15 protein-coding genes are annotated in these 22,551 nt (G+C 67.0%); 3 read left to right on the top strand and 12 right to left on the bottom strand.

Features of this window, described 5'->3' with window-relative positions:
• Genes PIN01S_RS08860 through glgA form a run of 4 tightly spaced genes read right to left on the bottom strand, consistent with a single transcriptional unit; the run spans window position 1 to window position 8,205 of the window.
• Window positions 1–2,802, bottom strand: a complete 2,802-nt coding sequence (locus tag PIN01S_RS08860; RefSeq protein WP_084335297.1) for a malto-oligosyltrehalose synthase — start codon at window positions 2,800–2,802, stop codon at window positions 1–3.
• Entirely contained in the window at window positions 2,799–4,871 is a 2,073-nt protein-coding gene (gene malQ / locus PIN01S_RS08855) for a 4-alpha-glucanotransferase (RefSeq protein ID WP_084335296.1), read from the bottom strand. Before malQ ends, PIN01S_RS08860 begins: the two co-directional genes overlap by 4 nt.
• Window positions 4,868–6,643, bottom strand: coding sequence for a malto-oligosyltrehalose trehalohydrolase (gene treZ, locus PIN01S_RS08850; protein ID WP_084335295.1), 1,776 nt, complete (start codon window positions 6,641–6,643; stop codon window positions 4,868–4,870). Before treZ ends, malQ begins: the two co-directional genes overlap by 4 nt.
• An 8-nt stretch (window positions 6,644–6,651) precedes the next feature.
• Window positions 6,652–8,205: a glycogen synthase GlgA gene (gene glgA / locus PIN01S_RS08845; RefSeq protein WP_084335294.1), complete on the bottom strand. Its 1,554-nt coding sequence runs from the start codon at window positions 8,203–8,205 to the stop codon at window positions 6,652–6,654.
• A 268-nt stretch (window positions 8,206–8,473) separates the two neighbouring features.
• On the opposite strand from glgA, the gene PIN01S_RS08840 reads away from it, so the two are divergent.
• A complete protein-coding gene (locus PIN01S_RS08840) occupies window positions 8,474–8,983 on the top strand; it encodes a CinA family protein (RefSeq protein WP_084335293.1) in 510 nt (169 codons plus the stop codon).
• 3 nt (window positions 8,984–8,986) lie between these two features.
• Here the strand turns inward: PIN01S_RS08840 and PIN01S_RS08835 are convergent, their stop codons facing one another.
• From PIN01S_RS08835 to PIN01S_RS08820, 5 genes are all read right to left on the bottom strand, one after another.
• Window positions 8,987–10,117, bottom strand: a complete 1,131-nt coding sequence (locus PIN01S_RS08835) for a mechanosensitive ion channel family protein (protein WP_084335292.1) — start codon at window positions 10,115–10,117, stop codon at window positions 8,987–8,989.
• A gap of 375 nt (window positions 10,118–10,492) precedes the next feature.
• Window positions 10,493–11,215, bottom strand: a complete 723-nt coding sequence (locus PIN01S_RS08830; protein WP_084335291.1) for a ferritin-like domain-containing protein — start codon at window positions 11,213–11,215, stop codon at window positions 10,493–10,495.
• A 10-nt stretch (window positions 11,216–11,225) separates the two neighbouring features.
• The gene (locus tag PIN01S_RS08825; RefSeq protein ID WP_084335290.1) at window positions 11,226–12,395 is read right to left on the bottom strand and encodes a hypothetical protein; all 1,170 of its coding nucleotides are present in this window, start codon (window positions 12,393–12,395) and stop codon (window positions 11,226–11,228) included.
• Between the two features lie 36 nt (window positions 12,396–12,431).
• A complete protein-coding gene (locus PIN01S_RS26735) occupies window positions 12,432–12,587 on the bottom strand; it encodes a hypothetical protein (protein WP_169715808.1) in 156 nt (51 codons plus the stop codon).
• Between the two features lie 231 nt (window positions 12,588–12,818).
• Window positions 12,819–13,289, bottom strand: a complete 471-nt coding sequence (locus PIN01S_RS08820; RefSeq protein WP_084335289.1) for a PA2171 family ribosome-binding persister protein — start codon at window positions 13,287–13,289, stop codon at window positions 12,819–12,821.
• A 296-nt stretch (window positions 13,290–13,585) separates the two neighbouring features.
• Here PIN01S_RS08820 and PIN01S_RS08815 point away from each other — a divergent pair, with 296 nt between their 5' ends.
• Together PIN01S_RS08815 and cydB are read left to right on the top strand one after the other, a co-directional pair.
• Window positions 13,586–15,034, top strand: a complete 1,449-nt coding sequence (locus PIN01S_RS08815) for a cytochrome ubiquinol oxidase subunit I (protein ID WP_084335288.1) — start codon at window positions 13,586–13,588, stop codon at window positions 15,032–15,034.
• Window positions 15,024–16,028 carry a cytochrome d ubiquinol oxidase subunit II gene (gene cydB, locus PIN01S_RS08810; protein WP_084335287.1) on the top strand — a complete coding sequence of 335 codons (1,005 nt, stop codon included), beginning with the start codon at window positions 15,024–15,026 and terminating at the stop codon, window positions 16,026–16,028. The genes PIN01S_RS08815 and cydB overlap by 11 nt, the downstream gene beginning before the upstream one ends.
• A gap of 144 nt (window positions 16,029–16,172) precedes the next feature.
• On the opposite strand, the gene PIN01S_RS08805 is transcribed toward cydB, so the two are convergent.
• From PIN01S_RS08805 to PIN01S_RS08795, 3 genes are all read right to left on the bottom strand, one after another.
• A complete protein-coding gene (locus tag PIN01S_RS08805) occupies window positions 16,173–17,180 on the bottom strand; it encodes a TRAP transporter substrate-binding protein (protein ID WP_084335286.1) in 1,008 nt (335 codons plus the stop codon).
• 693 nt (window positions 17,181–17,873) lie between these two features.
• A complete protein-coding gene (locus tag PIN01S_RS08800; protein ID WP_084335285.1) occupies window positions 17,874–19,307 on the bottom strand; it encodes an efflux transporter outer membrane subunit in 1,434 nt (477 codons plus the stop codon).
• A complete protein-coding gene (locus tag PIN01S_RS08795) occupies window positions 19,304–22,474 on the bottom strand; it encodes an efflux RND transporter permease subunit (protein ID WP_084335284.1) in 3,171 nt (1,056 codons plus the stop codon). The genes PIN01S_RS08800 and PIN01S_RS08795 overlap by 4 nt, the downstream gene beginning before the upstream one ends.
• Window positions 22,475–22,551 lie beyond the last annotated feature (77 nt).

Raw genomic sequence — 22,551 nt, 5'->3', positions numbered from 1 at the left:
TCAAGGTTCTCCCTGACTCGATAGTGAAAAAAGGACGCCCACAGGGAAGTCCCGCAGGACTTGCGCCAATGGCAATGTCTCGTTGTCTGTGACTGCACAGTCGGAAAAAAGTCCCGTCCAGGCTGTGTTCCGCGCCTCCGGCGGCAATTCGACCCGGGTATTGGCCCAGGCCGCGGGATCGATGTGCGGGATCGCGGCATCGCCGAGCAGCGGGGCGGCCAGGCGCGGGACCACCACCAGCAGCCAGTCGCCGTCCTGCTCGCGAGCGAAGGCCAGGACCCGCTGTGACTGCTCGCCCTGTACGTTCAGCGGGCGATAGCGGCCGTCGAGGAACAGGCCCGGGCGACGCGTGCGCAGGCCCAGGGTGCGATGGATCAGCCACTGCTTGATGCGGCCGTCGGACCAGTGGGCGAGCAACTCCGCCGGCCCGGCTTCTTCGACCAGCGTCTGCCGGCGCCGGGCGAAGTCCACCGGGCGGCGGTTGTCCGGGTCGACCAGGCTGAAGTCCCAGTATTCGGCGCCTTGGTAGAGGTCCGGCACGCCCGGCACGGTCATCCGCAGCAGCGTCTGGACCAGCCCGTTGAGCGCGCCGGCGGGCGCGAGGGTGCGGGCCGCGGCGGCGATTTCGTCGCGCAGCGCCTGCTGTGCCGGGTCGAGCAGCAACGCGTGCAGGTAGTGGCGACAGGCCGTTTCGTAGGTCTCGTTCGGTGCGCTCCAACGGGTCCGCAGTTTGGCTTCGCGCAGGGCTTTTTCCTGCCACTGCGACAGACGCTCGGCGTAGGCGCGCAGGCCTTCACTGTCATCGGCGGCGAGGCCGGGCGGCCAACTGCCGAGCAGGCACTGGAACAGCATGAGCTGGTCGCCCGCCGCCGGAGCGGGGCCGTCGGCCAGTTCCTGGCACAGCGGCGCGGCCAGTTGCAGCCAGTGCCAGGTGCGCTCGGCGAACCATTCGGCTCGTTCGCTGAGCACCGCCAGGCGCGCCCGGGTGTCTTCGCCGCGCTTGTGGTCGTGGGTGGCGGTGGCCAGCAGGTTGCGCGGGAATGTCTCGTGCCGGCGTTGGCAGGCGTCGTGGAAGGCTTCCGGCGGCGCGCTGAAGCGATGCACGTCGAAGCCGACGTCGTTGCGCGACAGCAGCACCCCGGAGCGGTAGCAGGCGGTGTCTTCCACGGCCTTGGCGGCCGCCGGCGAGGTGAGTTGCTGGAAGCGCACGCAGGCCTGCCGGCGGGCACGGCGCAACGGACCCGGTGGCAGCCGGCGCAGGCTTTCGCCGCCGAGCCAGCGCTGCAGGTGGTCGAGCAGCGGCCAGTCGGCTTCGCCGAGGGTGGTGCGGGCGCCTTCCAGGGCCTGCTGGAAGAAGGGCTCGTCCATGCTGGAACGGCCGGCGCCGCCGATATACACGCGGTATACCGGGAAGTGCACGATGAGTTCGAGCAGGGCGCGGCGGATCGCGCCGAGGGTGATGTCGCGGGTCATGAGGTCGCCGCGCGCCACTTGCAGCAGGGCCTGGGCGGTGTTCTCGAAGTCGCCGGCGAGGGGGCCGGTGAGCACCAGTTGGCGGGCCTGTCGGGCTTCTTCGAGGAAGTCGGCGGGGCGTCCGCTGACGCTGTTCCACAGGTTGCAGAGCAAGGGCTGGCCGGCCGGGTCGTGTTGCAGCAGCGAGACCTCGTTCATGAATTCGTAGCCGGTGGTGCCGTCCACGCCCCAGTCGATGCGCAGCCGTTCGCCCTGGCCGAGGATCTTCTCGACATAGATCGGGAAGTGCGCCACCGCCGCTTCCGGCGGCCGCGCCCCGAGCAGCCGGTCGACCCGCCGGCGCAGGCGGCGACAGTAGCCGTGCGGATCGGCGAGACCGTCGATGTGGTCGATGCGCAGGCCGTCGATCAGCCCTTCGCCGATCAGCTCGAAAATCTTCGCGTGGGTCTCCTCGAACACCACCGGGCGTTCCACCCGCAGGCCGCCGAGTTCGTTGATGTCGAAGAAGCGCCGCCAGTTGATGTCGTCCGCCGCGGTGCGCCAGCTCGCCAGGCGGTAGTGCTGGCGCTCGAGCAGGTCGTGCAGGCGGCGCATGCCGTCTTCGCGGCGGCCATCGTAGCGTTCCGTCACCCGCTCCAGCGCGGCGGCCACCTCGGGGGCGCTGGCGAGCCGGGCCAGTTCGCGCTTGATCGCGGCGGCTTCCCGATAGGGATTGGGTTCGTGCGCCAGGGCCTTGCAGCGGGCCGCCAGCTCGGTCAGCGCCGGGTGTTCGGCGGCGCCGAGCAGCTCGCCGTAGCCGAGCGGGTTGATCGGGAAGCGATGTTCGTAATGTTCGACATGGAAGCTGCCATGTTCGGCATCGAAGCGCAGGGGCAGCTCGCCGCTGTGCAGCACTTCGCCGTAGTCGCTGCGCAGGAAGGGCACCAGCAGTTGGCCCTCCAGCAGCGGATCGGGGGAGTGCCACTGGATGTCGAAGAACTGCGCGTACGGGCTGCGCCGACCCCATTCCAGCACGTCGAGCCACCAGGGGTTGGCCGAGCCGCCGACCGCCATGTGGTTGGACACGATGTCGAGGATCAGCCCCATGCCGTGCCGGCGCAATGTGGCGACCAGCCGACGAAGCGCTTCTTCGCCGCCCAGTTCGGGGTTGATCCGGGTCGGGTCGACCACGTCGTAGCCGTGCATCGAACCCGGCCGCGCGGTCAGCAACGGCGAGGCATACAGGTGGCTGATGCCGAGACTGGCGAAGTATTCGACCTGGGCGCAGGCGTCGTCGAGGGTGAAACCCCGGTGGAACTGCAGGCGGAGGGTGGCGCGTAACGTCGTCATGACGGGTTCCGTTTGCGGGCCTGGTCGAGCAGGTGCAGGCGGCGCGCCGGGCCTTCGGCTTCGAGCAGGTGGTGGCAATCGCCCGGCCAGCGACGACGCCAGTTGGGGTGGCTGTCCACGGTGCCGGGTAGGTTCGGCTGTTCGACCAGGCCGAGGGCGTCTTCCATCGGCAGCAGCACCAGCGGCGCGGGGGTATGGCCGATGAAGGCGGCGCTGCGGTCGAGCAGGGTGTCGCCGTCGATCGGCTGGTCCGGCTCCGCGCCGGCATCGGCGGCCAGGGCGCGCGCCAAGCCCTCGCGCTCCTGGGCGCGGGAGGCGCGGGCCGCGTGCAGGCCGGCTTCGTCGAGCTGGCCGAGGCGGCCGAGCCAGTCGAGATCGCGACCGATCCACCAGCCATGCAGGGTCGGCAGGTCGTGGGTGGTGGTGGTGGCCAGCGCGTTGTCCGGCCAGACCTGCGGCGGCCGGAAGCGCCAGCCCCAGTCGTGCTCGAACAGCAGCACGCGGATGCCGAGGATGTCGCGGGCGATGAGGTGCTCGCGGAAGCCTTCCGGTACGGTGCCGAGGTCTTCCCCGAGGATCACCGCCTTGTGCCGCCAGGATTCCAGGCAGAGCAGGCGCAACAGGTCCTGCAGCGGGTAGCTCAGGTAGGCGCCGGCTTCGGGCCCGGCGCCGGCCGGCATCACCCACAGGCGCTTGAGCCCCATCACGTGGTCGATGCGGAGGCCGCCGGCATGGGCCAGGTTGGCGCGGATCATTTCGATAAAGGCGTGGAAACCGTGGCGCTTCAGCCCTTCCGGCGAGAACGCGGAAATGCCCCAGCTCTGTCCGGCGCGGTTGAGAATGTCCGGCGGCGCGCCGACGGTCAGCGCCGACAGCAGTTCGGCCTGGCGGCTCCAGGCCTGGCTGCCGCCGCCGTCGGCGCCCACCGCCAGGTCGGCGATCAGGCCGACGCGCATGCCCGCCGTGCGCGCTGCCGTCTGGGTTCGTTCGAGTCCGCGCGCCACCAGCCATTGGGCGAAGGCGTGGAAGGCGACCTCGTCCGCGTGCTCGGCGGCGAACCGCGCCACCGCCGGGTTGCGTGGATCGCGATAGGCATCCGGCCACTGGTGCCAGTCGCGCGGCACACCGTCGCGGGCATGGAAGGCGTGCAGCGCTTCGAAGCGGCAGTGGTTCTCCAGCGCCTCGCCGCCGGCATGGCGGAAGCTGGCGAAGTCTTCGTGGAGCGGGTGGCCACCGCGACGGAACTCGTCGTACAGGGTGCGCAGCAGGCGCAGCTTGGCCTGGGCGGCGGCGGGCCAGTCGATCAGGTCGAGCGCTTCCAGCCGGCGCAGTTCGTCGGCCAGCCCGGCGGCCTCGATGGCCTGGCGCAGGGAGTACTCACCGAGGATGCTGCCGGGCGCGCTGTGCAGGACGTTGAAGAACAGCCGGCTGGAGGGCGAGTAGGGGCTGAAACGGTAGGTGTCGGCGCTGAACATGGCGTGCAACGGGCTGATCGCCAGGGCGTCGGCGCCGTGGGCGGCGGCGGAGTGCGCCAGGGTCTCCAGCGCCTGGGTGTCGCCGATGCCGCCGTCGCCATTGCGGCGCAGGGCATAGAGCTGCACGCCGAGGCCCCAGGCGTTCGGCCGGTCGCTCTGCAGGGCGTCGCGCAGCGAGTGGCAGCGCGACGGGGCCACCGCCAGGGTCAGTTCGCGGTCGGCGATCCGCAGGTGGTGGTAGCCGATGCCGGCGAAGGCGGGGAGACGGCCCTGGTCGTCCAGGCGGGCGTCGATCCGGCTGCCGTCTTCCTGGAGCAACTCGAACGCCGCACCGGGCGCGAAATGACGCGACAGGTCGAGCGGCTGCCCCTGGTCCAGGGTGAGCAGCGGCGGCAGGCTGGCGCGGTCGTCGAGCTGCTCCAGTTCGCGCAGGCTCTCCTCGACCTGGGCCGGGCTGCCGGCCGCGTGGCCGAGCCCGGCGAGCACCACACGCAGGACTTCCGGGGTGGCTTGTTGCGGTCGGCCGTCGGCATCCACCCAGTCGATGGAGAGACCGGCGGCCTGCGCAAGGGCAAAGAGACGCTGATCGCTCATGGGGCCTCCTCGAAGTAGACCAGGGCCAGGCGAGCCGGCAGGCGTCCCAGGCGGCGTTCGTCGAAGCCACCCGGCCGGCTCTGGAGCAACGCGGCGCCGGGCGTTTCGCCGGGAACGTCGACAGCCTGCGCGCCGAGGTTGAGTTCGATCCGCAGGCGGCTGCCGTCGCCGAGTCGCCAGCAGGCCGTCACGGCGCTTTCGCCGAGCACCTCGGCGCCGAGCGCCCGGCAACCGGGCAGGCGTGGAAACAGGACGCGCTGGCGGATATCCAGCAGCTCGCGATACAGCGCCAGCCATTCGGCGTGGCCCGGCTCGGCGAGGGCATGACGGTCCGGACGCGAGGCGGCGAAGGTGCTCTCGGCGTTGGGATCGGGAATTTGGGCGCGGGTTTCGGCGTCGGCGAAGGCGGCGAAATCGCGGAACTCGTTGCGCCGGCCCTCGCGTACCGCATCGGCCAGTTCGCCGTGGTGGCTGGTGAAGAACAGGAACGGCTGGCGCGCGCCCCATTCCTCGCCCATGAACAGCAGCGGCACCATGGGCGAGAGCAGCAACAGGGTGGTGGCAGCGCGCAGCGCCTCGGGGTCGCAGAGGCTGATCAGGCGCTCGCCGAACGCGCGGTTGCCGATCTGGTCGTGGTTCTGCAGGAACAGCACGAACGATACCGGCTCCAGGTGCGCGCTGGGTTCGCCGCGCGGCGTGCCGTGGCGGTTCGGTTCGCCCTGGTAGACGAAGCCTTCGGCGAGGCAGCGGGCGAGCTTGCCGGTCGGGTTCTGGCAGTAGTTGGCGTAGTAGCTTTCCCGTTCGCCGGTGAGCAGCACGTGCAGGACGTTATGCCCGTCATCGTTCCATTGGGCGTCGTAACCCTGCTCCAGCAGGTGGGCGCTGTTGTGCTCGTTCTCCAGCACCAGGTGTACGTAGCGGTCAGGCTCCACCGCCGCCCGCACGCGCTGGGCCAGTTCGCAGAGGAAGCTTTCGTCGTCGATGGCATGCACGGCATCCAGGCGCAGGCCATCGATGCGGTAGTCCTGCACCCACATCAGGGCGTTGTCGATGAAGAAGTCGCGCACCTCGCGGCGGCGGAAATCGATGGCGGCTCCCCAGGGTGTGTGGCGATCCTCGCGGAAGAAGGCACCGGCGTACTGGCCGAGGAAGTTGCCGTCCGGGCCGAAGTGGTTGTAGACCACGTCGAGGAACACCATCAGGCCCAGGCCGTGGGCGGTATCGACCAGGCGCTTGAGCGCCTCCGGTGGGCCGTAGGCGGCCTCCGGCGCATAGGGCAGTACGCCGTCGTAGCCCCAGTTGCGTTCGCCGGGGAACTCCGCGACGGGCATCAGTTCGATGGCGGTGATGCCCAGCTCGGCCAACCGCGGCAGCTCGGCCTCGACGCCGGTGAAGCCGCCGAGCAGCCCGGCGTGCAGTTCGTAGAGCACGGTTTCGTGCCAGGGCCGGCCGCGCCAGGTTTCGTGGCGCCAGCCGTAGGCGTACGGATCGACCACGATGCTCGGCGCGAGGATATCGCCGGCCTGGGCGCGGGAGGCCGGGTCCGGTACCTGCAGGTCGCCGTCGATCTGGTAGCGGTACAGGGTGCCGGCGCCGTAGGGTGCCTCCAGCACGAACCAGCCATCGGCTTCGGCGCGCATCGGGTGGCTGTCGCCGCCGACGATGCGCACGCTGACCTGGCGCGCATCCGGTGCCCAGAGGGCGAAACGGGTGTGCGTGGCGTTGATCGGCGTGGCGCCGTGGCGGCAGGTGTGGGTGAAATGCACGGACATATCCCCCTTCAGACCGCCAGGGCGACGTCCGCGCGTTCCGGCGCCAGTCGCTGGTAGAGACGCAGGTAGGGCGCCACCGATTGCCGCCAGAAGAACGGCGCGGACATCGCCCGGCAGCGCATGGCGCCGAACAGCGCCGGCATGGCGTAGACACGCAGGGCGCGCTCGACGGCGGCGCGATAGCTGTCGACGCTGGCCTGGGCGAAGAGGAAGCCGCTGACGCCGTCCTCGATGGTGTCCGCCAGGCCGCCGGTACGGTGGGCGATGGGCAGCGAGCCGAAGCGCTGCGCGTACATCTGGCTCAGGCCGCAGGGCTCGTAGCGCGAGGGCATGAGCAGGAAGTCGCTGCCGGCGTAGAGGCGTCGTGCATCGGTCTCGTTGAAGCCGACGTGTACGGCGATCCGCCCCGGATGACGCCGGGCGAGCTGGCGCAATTCCTCTTCCACCTGCGGTTCGCCGCAGCCGAGCATGGCGATCTGGCCGCCCGCCGCGACGATGTCCGCGGCCACCGCCTGGGTCAGGTCGAGGCCCTTCTGGTGCACCAGACGCGAGACCACGGCGAACAGCGGGCCGGACGACGGCTCCAGGCCGAACAGGCGGCGCACGTGCTCGGCGTTACGCGCCTTGCCACTCCAGTCGCTGCTGTCGAAGGGGCTGACCAGATGCGGGTCGGTGCGCGGATCCCAGCTCTCGTCGATGCCGTTGGGGATGCCGCTGAGCAGGCCCTGGCGCGCCTTGCTGGCGAGGAAGCCCTGCATGCCGCAGCCGAACTCGGCGGTGGTGATCTCGCGGGCGTAGGTGGCGCTCACCGTGGTCACATGGCTGGCGTAGGCGATACCGGCCTTGAGCAGCGAAAGCTGGCCGTGGAATTCCATGCCCTCGGGGCGGCAGGCTTCCTCGGGGATCGCCAGTTCCGGCCGGCAATCGGTGCCGAGCAGGCCCTGGTAGGCGAGGTTGTGGATGGTGAACACGCTCGGCGTGGTTTGCCCGCGCCAGCGCATGTAGGCCGGGGTCAGGGCGGCGGGCCAGTCGTGGGCGTGGACCAGGTCCGGGCACCAGCCGATGCCCGCCAGCCCGGCCGCGAGGTCGGCGCCGGCCAGGCTGAGGCGGGCGAAGCGGATGTGGTTGTCTGCCCAGTCGCGCCCCTGCGAATCGACGTAGGGGTTGCCGGGGCGTTCGTAGAGTTCGGGGCAGAGCAGCACATAGACGATCAGGCCGTCTTCCAGCTCCAGCCGGCCGAGGCGGCAGGCCGGCAGCGCGGCATGGCCGGCGATCTGGCCGACCACCTGGATGGGGTAGCCGGCATCGACCACCTGCGGATAGCCCGGCAGCAGCACGCGCACGTCGTGCTGGTGGTCGCGCAGGGCGCGGGGCAGGGCGGCGGAAACGTCGCCCAGGCCGCCGGTCTTGATCAGGTCGGCCAGTTCCGAGGTGACGAAGAGCACCTTGCGCCTGGGCGTCGTCGACCGGTGTATTTGCAGAATCGGTGTGTTCGCCGCCGTTGAAACGGTCCCTTCAACCCTGTTCCTTTCCCCATAGACCTTCGCAGCGGCTTGGCTCATCGAATTACCTCCAGTCCTACAGTCGTGACCCGCCCTAAATCGCGCGGGCCTTGGTTACAAGCATTCCTTCGCAGCGGCATGGCACCGTCGCAGAATCGTGTCGACAATCGAGAGGGCAGGCCCCGGGGGAGGTGGGGCCGCGATTGACTCTTTAAATCCTGACCCGGCACCGCCGAAAAAGTTTGCCGCCGAGGCCTGCCGTTCGGCTTGGAACTTGCCGCAGCGGCACCGCTCCGATGAAAGGACAAGCCAATGGAGCGGAAACACCATGCACAGCCCGGAACAGGTCGTCGAATTCCTCAAGCAACAGAAGCTGATCCTGACCACCGCCGAGTCCTGCACGGCGGGCTTGATGGCCTCCCTCCTGGCCGACGTACCGGGTTGCGGATCGGTGCTGGAAAGCGGCTACGTGGTGTACGCCCCGCAGGCGAAGCAGCGCTGCCTGGGCGTGCGCCCCGAGACCATCGAGCGCTTCGGCCTGACCAGCGAGGAAGTGGCCCGGGAAATGGCCCTGGGGGCGCTGCGGGTCAGCGGCGGGACCATCGCCATCGCCAACAACGGGGTGGCCGACGACGACACCGAGGAGGCGGCAGGCGTGCAGTGCTTCGCCTGGGCGTTGAGCCTGGGCGACCGCCAGGTGGTGATCAGCGAGACGGCCCGCTTCGATGGCGACCGTAGCGGCATTCGCATCGCCGCGGCCCGCTACGGCCTGGGGCGACTGCCGCATTGTCATCGGCAGTTGCTGGAGCAGGCCGATGCGGCGGTCGATACCGCCTGAGCCTCACACCGGCGGTTGTCGCTCCGCCTCGCTCTGCACGTCGCGCGGGGCGGCCGGTTCGGCCTTGCGGTTGTAGCCTTCGTTGAGGTCGGCGCGCAGTTGCGGCAGGCAATGCGGGTACTCCCGGCTGACGAAGCCGATCAGGCTTTCGCGCAGGTGGCAGCGCAGGTCCCAGTTGCGTGACGAGTCGGGCGAGCTGACCAGCACGCGCAGTTGCATGGCGCGCTCGCTGGCGTCGGTCACCTGGAGCACGCAGACGCGGCCGTCCCAGAGTTCCGGCACCCCGGCGCAGAGCCGCTTCAGCTCCTCGCGCAGCGGCTCCAGCGGCAGCGAGTAATCCACCCAGATGAACACCGCGCCGGTCAGGCCGGACGACACCCGTGTCCAGTTCTGGAACGGCCGCTCGATGATGTACTGCAAGGGCACCACCAGCCGGCGGTCGTCCCAAATGCGCACCACCACGTAGCTGCCGGTGATTTCCTCGATGCGGCCCCACTCGTTCTCGATGATCACCACGTCGTCCAGGCGGATCGGCTGGGTAATGGCGATCTGCAGACCGGCGATCAGATTGCCGAGCACCGGCTTGGCCGCGAAGCCCGCAGCGAGCCCGGCCAGACCGGCGGAGGCGAGCAGGCTGGTGCCGAACTGGCGTGCGGCGGGGAAGGTCATCAGCATCGTCGAGGCGCCGAACAGCAGGACGAAGAAGCTCAGGCTGCGGGTCAGTACGCGGGTCTGGGTCTGGATGCGGCGGGCGCGCAGGTTGTCGCTGATGTCCACCGGGTTGCTTACCACGATCACCTGCTCGATGGCCTTCACCGCACGGAGGCCGAGCCAGGTGAAGGCGGCGATGGTGGCCAGGGAGGTGATGTGCCGGGCCGGTGCGATCAGTAGCAGGTCATCCGGGGCGGAACTCCATACCGCTTGCAAACCGAGCAGGGGCAGCAGCACGCGCACCGGCTTGCCGATGTGCGCGGTCAGTTCGCGGGTGAACAGGAAGTTCTTGCCGATACGCCGCAGGGCCGCCGTCAACAGGCGTCCGGCGATGCTCAGGACGAGCAGGGTGACGGTCGCCGCCAGCAGTGTGTTGAGCCCGGCGACGGAAATGTAGGTGTGCCAGTCAAGGAGATTCGTCATCGCTTCGCTTCCTGGAACGTCGCTATAGAGGATAGGCGAGAGCGGGTTTGGTTCCGGATGGGTGGGTTCGTTGGCCGGCTTGGCTCTGTCGGGCGAATGAATTCGCCCCTACAGGAGTTCGGCGTGGGGGTGAATTTATCGGCCTGCACCTGCCCTGTAGGAGCGAGCGCTGCTCGCGATTCGGTGCATCGCCGAACACACGAATCGCCAGCCGAGCTGGCTCCTACAAGAGCGGAGCCCGGTGTCTCCTGCGGGCAGACGTAGCCCGGATAAGCGCAGCGCGATCCAGATTAGCCGGGCTACATCCCTATGGCCCGGCTGGGTTGCCTCTGTAGGGGCGAATTCATTCGCCCAAGGAACACAAGGCCGGCGGCCTCAGCTCAATTGGCTGGTCAGGTCCTTCTCCAGCCAGGCACGCACGGTGACCAGATGGTGCTGCTCCTGTTTCAGCGCCTTGCCGAAGGCTTCGGCGATTTCCGTCTGGCCGGCCTGGCGCGCCAGTTCGATGAGCAACTCCCAGCCCGCGTTATCGGTCAGCTCGGCCATGAGGATGGCGTTGAGCGATTGCGACAGGGTGGTACGCGGGTCGGTGATGACCTGCATGATGCCCATCGAGGCGACGCCGGTGACGTCGGCGCAGGGCGTCTGCGCGGTCGGATCGGCACCGAGGCGTTCGATGGCTTCCACCACCAGCTGCATGTGGTCGGCCTCTTCCTTCTGGAAATGACGCAGGTCGCGCAGCATCGCCTCCGGCGTGCCGTCCAGGGCTTCCGCCTTGGCGATCAGGGCTTCGTACAGGCGGGTGCCCGAGCGCTCGAAGGCCAGGCGTTCGCCGAGCTTGTCGATGAGCACTTCGGGCTGCTTGCCCATCAGCTTGTTGATGGCGGTCTTCATCATGCCCTTGGCCGTGCCGGGAATCGGCACCGAGCCCACCTGGTCGGATTCCACCACGCGCAGGCGGCGCTGTTCGGCGATGCCCTTGGTGGTGCCCTTGACGTCGGGCTTGATCGACAAGGCGGCGTCGAGCATGCGTTCGCTGTCGTCGGGCGACATCTGCGCCCCGGTCATGTTCAGGCCGGTCTTCACTTTGTTCTGCATGCTGTCCTCCTCAAGCGCGCTTGCGTGCCAGTTCGGTGCCGGGTGCCCAGGTGTAGCCGGCCGAGACGATGTCGGCGGCGACCCCTTCGGAATTGAGCTGTTCGCGGTAGGCGATGCTCGCCTTGCTTTCCTGCTTCAGCGGGACGTATTCGGTGCCCTTGCTGCGCAGGTCGACTTCTTCGGCAAGCACCTTGCGCACGAAATCGCGCTGGCTCTTGAACTCCACCATCGCCGGCAACTCGCCGCCGAGCACTTCTTCCGGGTCGCGCCGTTCGTATTTCTTGAACAGCTCGCAGACCAAGTTCAGGTGGCCCAGCTCGTAGTCCAGGAAGCGCTCCCAGATCGCCTTGACCCGCGGGTTCGGCTCCTGCTCGGCGCAGCCGTGGTAGTTGTAGACCTCCATGGCCTCGTGGATCAGCCATTTCTCCAGGAAGCTCTCGTCCGGGTCCTGCAGCGAGCCGTACTGGGTCACGTGCTGCTCTTCCACCGAGGCGATCTCGGCGTAGAGCTGGCGCGCAATCGGGTCGGCGAAGGTCGGACCGATGTTCATGTAGTAGTCGTGGGTCTGGTATTCCGCCGCGGTGATCATCGCCGCGTGGATCTTGGTGATCAGTGCGGCGTTCTCTTTGTCGTAGTTCTCCCGCAGGTCGTCCTCGGGAGCGCGGAATTCCAGGGCGGTGCGGCGGCCGGGGACGATGTCGGTATAGCCCTGGAGGATGTTGTTGGCGTCCTTGCCCTCTACCCGGTCGAGCAGGGCGGAATAGCGGTAGAGGTGGTCGAAATCCTCCAGCAGGCCGTAGCGGTAGGTCTGGGCCTGGTAGGGATCGGGCTCGGTCTGGGCGACCGCGGCGGTCACTTCGATGGCCACCTGCTCGTAGGCGATGGTGGTTTCGATCGGCGAATGGTCGGCGGACAGCAGCCAATTGACCATGGTGGCCTGGAAGTGCTCGACCCGCCGCACTTCCGCCAGCGGCAGGCGCAGCTCGCGGTTCATGCGCGCGCCGATGTGCTTCAGGCGCAAGGCATCGTTCTCGATGCCGTTCATCAGGATGACCCGCACCCGGGTGAAGGCATCGTCATCCAGCTTGCTGATGGGCTTGCCGGTCAGGTCCTTCCAGGTGAACTTCTGTTTCTCGAGCGGGTACCCCTTTGCATCTAGCAGACTCGATAGTTTCTTCATGATTGCTCCCAAGGGTTGCGGATGGGGCCGTTGCGTTCAGGGTTGGGAGAGCCGTGGACGAAGCGCTCCCGCGATCACCTGCAACGCGGGCCGGACCATGTGGCGCGGCAGGCGGGCGGTGGCGACGGCGATGCCTCCGCCATGGCTGCTGGGGATCAGGGGCTCGACTTCGTTTCTATCGACGACGGACATGACGGCAACTCCTCATGCGTGATCACGGAACCACCGGAGCACCGGCGAGCGGGCTTCGGTCGAGGGCTCGCAGGGAAAGCGGCCACTCGATCAGTCGAACGACCGTACCAGCGATAGTTCGTGCCAGGCGGATGAGTGGTATCGGTGGTTGTCGGGTCGTCGTGCCGACGACGCGGACCAGGCTGCGGGCCGAACATCGGGTCCGGCCCGCAGCGCCCGGCATCGGGCGGATCAGGCAGCCTTGCGCTGCTCGCGCATCAGTTCCTTCTTGCGGTTCTCCATCCGCTCGCCCAGCTCCTGCAACTGCTGTTTGCCGAACAGTTCGCGGGCGCGGGGGAACATCGATTGCTCCTCTTCCTGCACGTGGTGCTCGACCAGCTCCTTGAGGACCTTGACCCGACCGGCGAAGGCGGTTTCGCTCGGCGACGTCTTCTTCAGGTCCGGCACGACCAGGGCCTCGACGGCGCGGTGTTCCTCGACGGCTTCGAAGAACATCTTCTTGTCCTCCTTGGTGCCGGCGTCGCGGAAGGCGGGGTAGAAGATTTCTTCCTCGATGGTGGTGTGGACGTGCAGTTCCATTTCGATTTTCTGCAGCAGATCCTGGCGCTTCTTCTCGGCGCGGTCGGTGGTCTGGCTGAGTTCTTCCAGGAGGCCGCGGACCTTCTCGTGATCGCTGATGAGCAGTTCGATTGCGTCTTTCATGTCGTCTCCTTTCACGGTCTTTTTTGAATCACGGCAACGCTGGGCCACGGAAGCGGCCCTTGAAAGAGTGGATCGCACCCGCTTGCGGTAGTTCAGGGCGTGTCGCCGGATGGCGTTGCGCAGACACGTAAGGGAGAAACTTTGCCCAGGCTTGCCCGTCATAACCCAGGGTATGGGTTGGCCAGGATCGGCGGCTGTTCGCCGCAGCGGATCGGATGCCGGCTGATCGCGCCCTGCCACCTGGAGCGCCTGGCCCGTCGCCAGCGCCCGGCGTTTCGCCACCTGGGGGATGATTCATGTTCGGTCTGGACGCTTTCGAACTCGCGCGAATCCAGTTCGCCTTCACCATCTCGTTCCACATTATTTTCCCGGCGTTCAGCATCGGCCTGGCCAGCTACCTGGCGGTGCTGGAAGGGCTCTGGCTGCGCACCCACAAGGAGGTCTATCGCCAGCTCTACCGCTTCTGGCTGCAGATCTTCGCCGTCACCTTCGCCATGGGCGTGGTGTCCGGGGTGGTCATGAGCTATCAGTTCGGCACCAACTGGGCTGGTCTGTCGGAGAGTGCCGGGGCGATCATGGGGCCGCTGCTGACCTACGAGGTGCTCACTGCGTTCTTTCTCGAGGCGGGCTTCCTCGGGATCATGCTGTTCGGCTGGAACAGGGTGGGCCGGGGGCTGCACTTCTTCGCCACGCTGATGGTGGCCATCGGCACGCTGATCTCGACCTTCTGGATCCTTTCGTCGAATAGCTGGATGCACACGCCCCAGGGCCACGAACTGGTGGACGGGGTGTTCCGGCCAGTGGACTGGCTGCAGATCGTCTTCAATCCCTCGTTCCCGTTCCGTCTCGCCCACATGGCGATCGCCGCCTTCATCAGCACCGCCTTCATCGTCGGCGCCACTGCCGCCTGGCACCTGCTCAAGGGGCGCAGCGAGGAACCGGGCATCCGCATGATGTTCTCCATGGCCATGTGGATGGCGCTACTGGTGGCGCCGGTGCAGGCGGTGGTCGGCGACCTGCACGGGCTCAACACACTGGAACACCAGCCGGCGAAGATCGCCGCCATCGAGGGCCACTGGGAAACCGGGCGCGGCGTGCCGCTGCTGCTGTTCGGCCTGCCGGACATGGAGGCGGAGACCACCCGCTATGCGGTGGGCGTCCCCCGGCTCGGCAGCCTGATCCTGGCCCACGACTGGGAGGGCGAGATTCGCGGATTGAAGGAGTGGGCCAAGGAGGACCGGCCCAACTCGTTGATCGTGTTCTGGAGCTTCCGGGTCATGGTTGGGCTCGGCTTGCTGATGATCCTCGCCGGGCTGATCGGCGGCTACCTGCGCTGGCGCGGCCGCCTGTACGACTCACCGGTTTTCCACCGCTTCGTCCTGCTGCTCGGCCCGTCGGGGCTGCTGGCGTTGCTGGCTGGCTGGATTACCACCGAGGTCGGCCGCCAGCCCTGGGTGGTCTATGGTCTGCTGCGCACCTCCGATGCGGTGTCGGACCACGGGGTGGGGCAGATGAGCGTATCGCTCGGCATCTTCGTGGTGGCCTACATCATGGTGTTCGGCGTCGGCATCACCTACCTGCTGCGCCTGATGCGCAAGGGCCCGCAGGAGATCGGCGAAATTCCCACGCCGGAGGATTCCGGCCCCGGCCATACCCGCCACCCGATGCGTCCGCTGTCGGGCGCCGAGCCGGATATCGAGGACGACGAGCGTCAGGATGTGAGGAGCGACCGCGATGGACATTGACCTTCCGCTGATCTGGACCGCCATCATCGGCTTCGGCATTTTCATGTACGTGGTGATGGACGGCTTCGACCTGGGCATCGGCATCCTCTTTCCGTTTATCCCGGAAAAGGACAACCGCGACGTGATGATGAACACCGTGGCGCCGATCTGGGACGGCAACGAAACCTGGCTGGTGCTCGGCGGCGCCGGTCTCTTCGCGGCTTTCCCGCTGGCTTATTCGGTGGTGCTGACGGCTCTCTACATGCCGTTGATCCTGATGCTGGTGGCGCTGATTTTCCGGGGCGTGGCCTTCGAGTTCCGCTTCAAGGCCAAGCGCACCCGACACCTGTGGGACGCCGCCTTCATTGGCGGCTCGGTGCTCGCCACCTTCGCCCAGGGTGTGGTACTCGGCGCCTTCATCGACGGGATACCGGTGGAGGGACGACGCTTCGCCGGCGGGCCGTTCGACTGGCTGTCGCCGTTCCCGCTGTTCACCGGCCTGGCGCTGATCGTCGGCTACGCCATGCTCGGTTGCGGCTGGCTGATCATGAAGACCGCCGGCGACCTGCAGCAGCGCATGTTCAAGCTGATGCTGCCGCTGGCCTGCCTGCTGCTGGCGGCCATCGCCATCGTCAGCCTGTGGACACCCTGGACCCACCCGGCCATCGCCGAACGCTGGTTCAGCCTGCCGAACCTGTTCTATTTCATGCCGGTGCCGATCCTGGTCGGGGTGACCATGCTGGCGCTGGTGCGGGCGGTGGTGCGGCACCGGGAGGTCCAGCCGTTCGTGCTGACCCTGGTGCTGATCGTGCTGTCTTATCTGGGGCTGGCCATCAGCCTGTGGCCGAACATCGTGCCGCCGTCGGTTTCTATCTGGGAGGCTTCGGCGCCGGAGAAAAGCCAGCTCTTCACCCTGGTGGGCGTGGTTATCCTGCTGCCGATCATCCTGAGCTACACGGTCTACAGCTACTGGGTGTTCCGCGGCAAGATCCACGTCGGCGAGGGCTATCACTGATGGGCACGCGCTGGCGGCAACTGGCCTGGTTCGTCGGGCTCTGGTGCGGCGGCGTGGCGGCGGTGTCGCTGCTGGCCTACGGGGTGCGCTGGGCGATGGGGATGGGCTGAGTGCGGGCCGCCGTTCGGGCGGCCCGCAGGGGCATTACTGGCGCTGCTTGCGGTTGACCGCTTCGGCGGCCTTGATCACGTCCTTGCCGATCTGATCCTCGAACTGCTGCCATACCGGGCGCATGGCGGCGCGCCAGGCTTCGCGTTCTGCCGGGTTGAGGGTGATCAACTGGGTGCTGCCGGACGCCTGGATGCGGGCGCGGTCGGCATTGTTGAGCGCCTCGGCCTCGCGGTTCACCGCATAGGTCACTTCATCGATGATCGCTTCCAATTCGACGCGGGTGCGATGCGGGATGCCGTACCAGAACTTGGCATTGCTCACCAACATGTAGTCGAGCACACCGTGGTTGGTTTCGGTGATGTAGGGCTGCACCTGGTGCAACTGCTTGCTGTAGATGTTCGACCAGGGGTTCTCCGCACCTTGCACCGTACCGCTCTTCAGCGCATTGAAGACTTCCGCGAAGGGCAGCTTCTGGGTCTTCGCGCCGATCTGTGCGAACTGCGCCTCGAGGACGCCGGAGGGCTGGATGCGGAAGTTCAACCCGGCGGCATCCGCTGGAACACGCAGCGGGCGGGTGGCGGACAACTGCTTCATCCCGTTGTGCCAATAGGCGAGGCCGACGATGTCGTGCTTCTCCATCGAGCGCAATAACTGGCGGCCCTTGGAGCGCTTCTGGAAACGGTTGACCGCTTCCAGGTCGTCGAACAGGAACGGCAGATCGAAGACCTGCAACTGCTTGGTGTACTGCTCGAACTTGGCCAGCGACGGCGCCAGCAGTTGGACCTGGTTGTTGGCCAGGGCCTCCAGCTCGTTGGCGTCGCCGTACAGAGTGGAGTTGGGGTAGACCTCCACCTGGACCTGGCCCTCCAGGCGCTCTTCCACCAGTTGCTTGAAGAGCAGGGCGCCGTGGCCCTTGGGTGTGTCGTCGGCGACTACATGGGAAAACTTGATGACAATCGGCGAGCCGGGTTGGGCGCCGTGCGCACTGGTCGAAACCAGTAGCAGGGCGCAGGCGGCCGAGGCGAAGAGTGACTTGAGCATGGTTGTCCTTTTTCTTTTTTATTGATCGATGTCGGGCGGCGAGGGGCTGCCCGGTGTGTGTCGGCTGTGGTTCGGATGACCTGATCGACGCGAAGCGTCGTTCCCCATCGAAGGTCCATCCCAAACTTTGGCGCGACTGCATCGCAATGCTTGTGCCAAATAGTTGGCATTTGGCCATGCCTGATTTTAGCCAACGAATTGACGTGTCGAGCGCAGGATGTGGCGGAAGTTCGCCATTTATGTGGTCGTGGTGAGCGGATTTTTGCCGATTCGGTGTTGGGCCAGCTCTGCTGGCGAAGCTTCTGCACTGCCGATTTCGCGAGCAGAGCTCGCTCCTACAACGGCAACGCCAGCTTCCTCGTTGGGGCGAATGTATTCGCCTAAACCCACCCTCGTCGGGCGAATGAATTCGTCCCTACAAGTGAGTGCATGTCTGACCCGCTTCTATAGGAGCCAGCTCTGCTGGCAGAAGCTCTGCGCTGCCGATTTTGCGAGCAGGAGCTTGTTCCTACAGCGGCAACGCCAGGCTTCCTCGTAGGGGCGAATTTATTCGCCCAGTTCAGTATCGCCGGGCAATGGGATCGCCCCTACGGGTGCAGAGCGACAGAGCCCAATAAAAAAGCCCGCGACCAGGAGCGTGGGTGTCGCGGGCGAGGCGATCGGTCAGGAGCGCCGATCAGGGAGGAAAAGCGATCAAGCCTGGGGTTGCCAGCCACCCCCGAGCGCCTTGTAGATGGCCACGATGCCCTGGTACAGCTCGACTTCCGCCTGGGCCTGGGCGTCTTCCGCCGCCAGGCGCTCGCGTTCGGCATCGAGCAGCACGAGGAAATCCACCGTGCCTTCGCGGTAGCGGATCGCCGCCTGCTCGGCCGCCGCGCGACTGGCTTCGGACTGGCGCAGCAGCGACAGCAGCCGCTGCTGGGTCTTGCCGTAGTCGCTGAAGGCGTTTTCCGACTCTTCCAATGCCAGCAGCACCTGCTGCTCGTACTGGGCGAGGGCACCGTCGGCGTCGGCTTTCGCACCGCGCAGGCGGGCGCGGACGCTGCCGAGGTCGAAGGCGGCCCAACTGATGGTTGGCGCCACACCCCAGGCCCGTGCCGCCGACGAGCCGATCTGCGAGCCGCGCCCGGCGGTGAAACCGAGGAAGCCGGACAGGCTGACCCGTGGGAACAGGTCGGCCGTGGCGACGCCGACATTCGCCGTGGCGGCGGCCAACTGGCGTTCGGCCGCGCGGATGTCCGGCCGGCGGCGCAGCAGTTCAGCCGGGTCGCCCACCGGCAGGGCCTTGGCAATGGCCGGCAGCTCGCGGGGCGCGAGGTCTTCGGCCAACTGATCCGGGCGTTGGCCGAGCAGGGTGGCGATGCGGTTGCGCGCCCGCACCTGTTCGGCTTGCAGACGCGGCAGCGTGGCTTCGGTGGACGCCAAGCGGGCATCGGCGCGCAGTACGTCCAGCTCGCTGCCGATACCGGCTTCGCGCAGTTGCTCGGTCAGGGCGCGGGACTCCTGCTGGTTCTTCAGGTTCTCCCGGGCGATACGTTCGCGCAGCTGGGCGCCGCGCAGGTTGCCATAGGCATCCACCAGCTCGGCGATCAGGCTGACCTGCAACTGCTGCAGCTCGGCCTCGGCGACGCCGATCTCGGCATCGCTGGCCTCGATCTGGCGCTGGATGCGGCCGAACAGGTCCAGCTCCCAAGCCATGTCCAGGCCGAGGTCGTAACGCTCGGCATTCACCCGATTCTCGGTCTGCCCCGGCTGCTGGCCCTTTCCGATCTCGGCGCTGGCGCGGCTGGTGACGGTGGGCAACTGGTCGTTGCCGACGTCGTCGCGGATCGCCCGGGCCGCCTGCAGACGGGCATAGGCGACACGCAGTTGGCGGTTTTCCGCCAGGGCCTTGTCGACCAGGCGATCCAGGGTCGGATCGTCGAACTGGTGCCACCAGGCCGATTCGAAGCGCGCACGGTCATAGCCCGCGTCCTGTGCCTGGGCGAGGCGCGCCGGCTCGGTTTGCGGCGCCTGGTAATCGGGGCCCACGGCACAGGCGGAAAGGACCAGGCTCAGCGCCAGGGCCAGCGGCGCGCGTAGCGCCGTGGGCCGCGAGGTCGTCGGGGTTGCGAACGGCCGCGTCATGCGTGGGCCTCCTTCAGTTGGGCTTTCTTCGCTTCGCGTTTCTCCACGAACGCACGGATCAACAGGTAGAACACCGGGGTCAGCAACAGGCCAAAGAAGGTCACCCCGAGCATGCCGGAGAACACCGCCACACCCATGGCGTGGCGCATTTCGGCACCGGCGCCGGAGGAGAGCACCAGCGGCACCACCCCCATGATGAAGGCGAAGCTGGTCATCAGGATCGGCCGCAGACGCAGGCGGCAGGCTTCCAGCACCGCACTGAGACGATCCATGCCTTCCTCTTGCTTGTCCTTGGCGAACTCGACGATGAGGATCGCGTTCTTGCATGCCAGGCCCACCAGTACGATCAGGCCGATCTGGGTAAAGATGTTGTTGTCGCCGCCGGAGAGGATCACTCCGGTGATGGCGGACAGCAATGTCATCGGCACGATCAGGATCACCGCCAGCGGCAGGCTCCAGCTTTCGTACTGGGCGGCCAGTACCAGGAAGGCCAGCAGCACGCAGAGCGGGAAGACGAAGATCGCGGTGTTGCCGGCGAGAATCTGCTGGTAGGTCAGGTCGGTCCATTCGTAGGTCATGCCGTTGGGCAATTCCTCGCGCAGCAGTTTCTCCATGGCGGCCTCGGCCTGGCCGGAGCTGTAGCCCGGTGCGGCTGCGCCGTTGATTTCGGCGGTGAGGAAGCCGTTGTAGTGCATCACCCGATCCGGCCCGGAGGCGTCGCTGACCTTGACGAAGGTGGACAGCGGAACCATCTCGCCCCGGTTGTTGCGCACCTTGAGCTGGCCAATCTGCTCGGGCTCCAGGCGGAACTGCTGCTCGGCCTGGACGTTCACCTGGTAGGTACGGCCAAAGCGGTTGAAGTCGTTGGCGTACAGCGAGCCCAGGTAGATCTGCAGAGTGTCGAAGATGTCGCTGATCGCCACGCCATGGGTCTTGGCCTTCTCGCGGTCGATGGCGGCGTCGATCTGCGGCACGTTCACCTGGTAGCTGGAGAACAGCCCGGCCAGCTCCGGCACGCTCTGGCTCTTGGCGATGACGTTCTGCATCTGCGCGTAGAGCTCTTCATAGCCGAGGCTGCCGCGATCCTGGATCTGCACGCGGAAACCGCCGATGGTGCCGAGCCCCATGACCGGCGGCGGCGGGAAGATGGCGATGAAGGCTTCCTGGATCGCGCCGAACTGCCCTTGCAGCGCGCCGGCGATGGCATTGGCCGAGAGCGACGGGTCCTTGCGCTGGTCGAACGGCTTCAGCGTGACGAAGACGATGCCGCTGTTCGGGCTGTTGGTGAAGCCGTTGATCGACAGGCCGGGGAAGGCCACGGTGCTTTCCACGCCCGGATGCTTGCTGGCGATGGCCGACATCTGGCGAATCACGTCTTCGCTGCGATCGAGGGTGGAGGCGTCGGGCAATTGGGCGAAGGCCACCAGGTACTGCTTGTCCTGCCCCGGCACGAAGCCGGTCGGGGTGCTGGAGAAGCCCAGGTAGGTGAGGCCCATCAACCCGCCGTAGACGATCAGTGCGATGGAGCTGCCGCGCAGCACGCGCCGTACGGTGCCGACATAACCATGGCTGGCGCGGTCGAACAGGCGGTTGAACGGTTTGAACAGCCAGCCGCCGAGCAGCTTGTCGAGGAAGCGCGAGAAAGCGTCCTTCGGCTCGTGATGCCCCTTGAGCAGGGTGGCGGCCAGGGCTGGCGACAGGGTCAGCGAGTTGAACGCCGAGATCACCGTGGAGATCGCGATGGTCAGTGCGAACTGCTGGTAGAACTGGCCGGTGAGGCCGGAAATGAACGCGGTTGGCACGAACACGGCGCAGAGCACCAGGGCGGTGGCGATGATCGGCCCGGTCACTTCTTTCATGGCCTGCTTGGTGGCCTCCACCGGGGTCTTGCCGAGGCCGATGTTGCGCTCGACGTTCTCCACCACCACGATGGCGTCGTCCACCACGATACCGATGGCCAGCACCAGGCCGAACAGCGACAGCGCGTTGAGCGAGAAGCCGAACAGGTGCATCACCGCGAAGGTACCGATCAGCGATACCGGGACGGCCGCCAGCGGGATGATCGAGGCGCGCCAGGTCTGCAGGAACAGCACCACCACCAGGACCACCAGAACGATGGCCTCCAGCAGGGTATGCACCACGGCCTCGATGGAGCCACGGACGAAGATGGTCGGGTCATAGACGATGGAATAGTCCACGCCTTCCGGGAAGTTCTTCTTCAACTCGGCCATGCGCTCGCGCACCAGGTCGGAGATGGCGATGGCGTTGGAGCCGGGCCGCTGGAAGATCGGGATGGCCACCGCCGGCTTGTTGTCCAGCAGCGAGCGCAGGGCGTACTGGCTGGAGCCCAGCTCGATGCGGGCGATGTCCTTCAGCCGGGTGATCTCGCCGTCGTCGCCGGCGCGGATGATGATGTTCTCGAATTCTTCCTCGGTGACCAGGCGGCCCTGGGTGTTGATGGACAACTGGAAGCTGGTTTCGCCCGGCGCCGGCGGAGCGCCCAGGGAGCCGGCCGCCACCTGGCGGTTCTGCTCGCGGATGGCGTTGACCACGTCGGTGGCGGTGAGGTTGCGCGAGGCCACCTTGTTCGGGTCCAGCCAGACGCGCAGCGAGTAGTTGCCGAGGCCGAAGAGCTGCACGTCGCCCACGCCGTCCAGCCGCGCCAGCTCGTCCTTGACGTTGAGCGCGGCGTAGTTGGACAGGTAGAGCATGTCGTAGCGGTCGTCCGGCGAGGTCAGGTGCACCACCATGGTCAGGTCGGGGGAGGCCTTGTCCACGGTCACGCCGAGACGCTGCACTTCGGTGGGCAGGGTCGGCATGGTCCGGGTCACCCGGTTCTGCACCTGGACCTGGGCGTTATCCAGGTCGGTACCGAGGGCGAAGGTGATGGTCAGGGTCATCTTGCCGTCGGCGGTGGCCTGGGACGACATGTACAGCATGCCCTCGACGCCGGTGATCGCCTGCTCCAGCGGCGAGGCGACGGTTTCGCCGATCACCTTGGGGTTGGCGCCGGGGAAGTTGGCGCGCACCACCACGGTGGGCGGCACCACGTCCGGGTATTCGCTGATCGGCAACTGGAACAGCGAGATGGCTCCGCCGATCAGGATGATCAGTGAGAGCACGGCGGCGAAGATCGGCCGCTGGATGAAAAATTGCGAGAATTTCATGGAAGCGCTCCTGGAAAATGCCGCGCGCAGGCAGCAGTCCGCTTCGGTGTTCTGTCATGGCGGCGGGTTGGCCCGGC

The organism is Pseudomonas indica NBRC 103045 (genome assembly GCF_002091635.1).
In the GTDB taxonomy this organism is placed as follows: Bacteria; Pseudomonadota; Gammaproteobacteria; order Pseudomonadales; family Pseudomonadaceae; genus Pseudomonas_M; species Pseudomonas_M indica.
The sequence above is the reverse complement of the archived record's forward strand: the minus strand, read 5'-3'. Positions and strand labels throughout refer to the sequence as shown.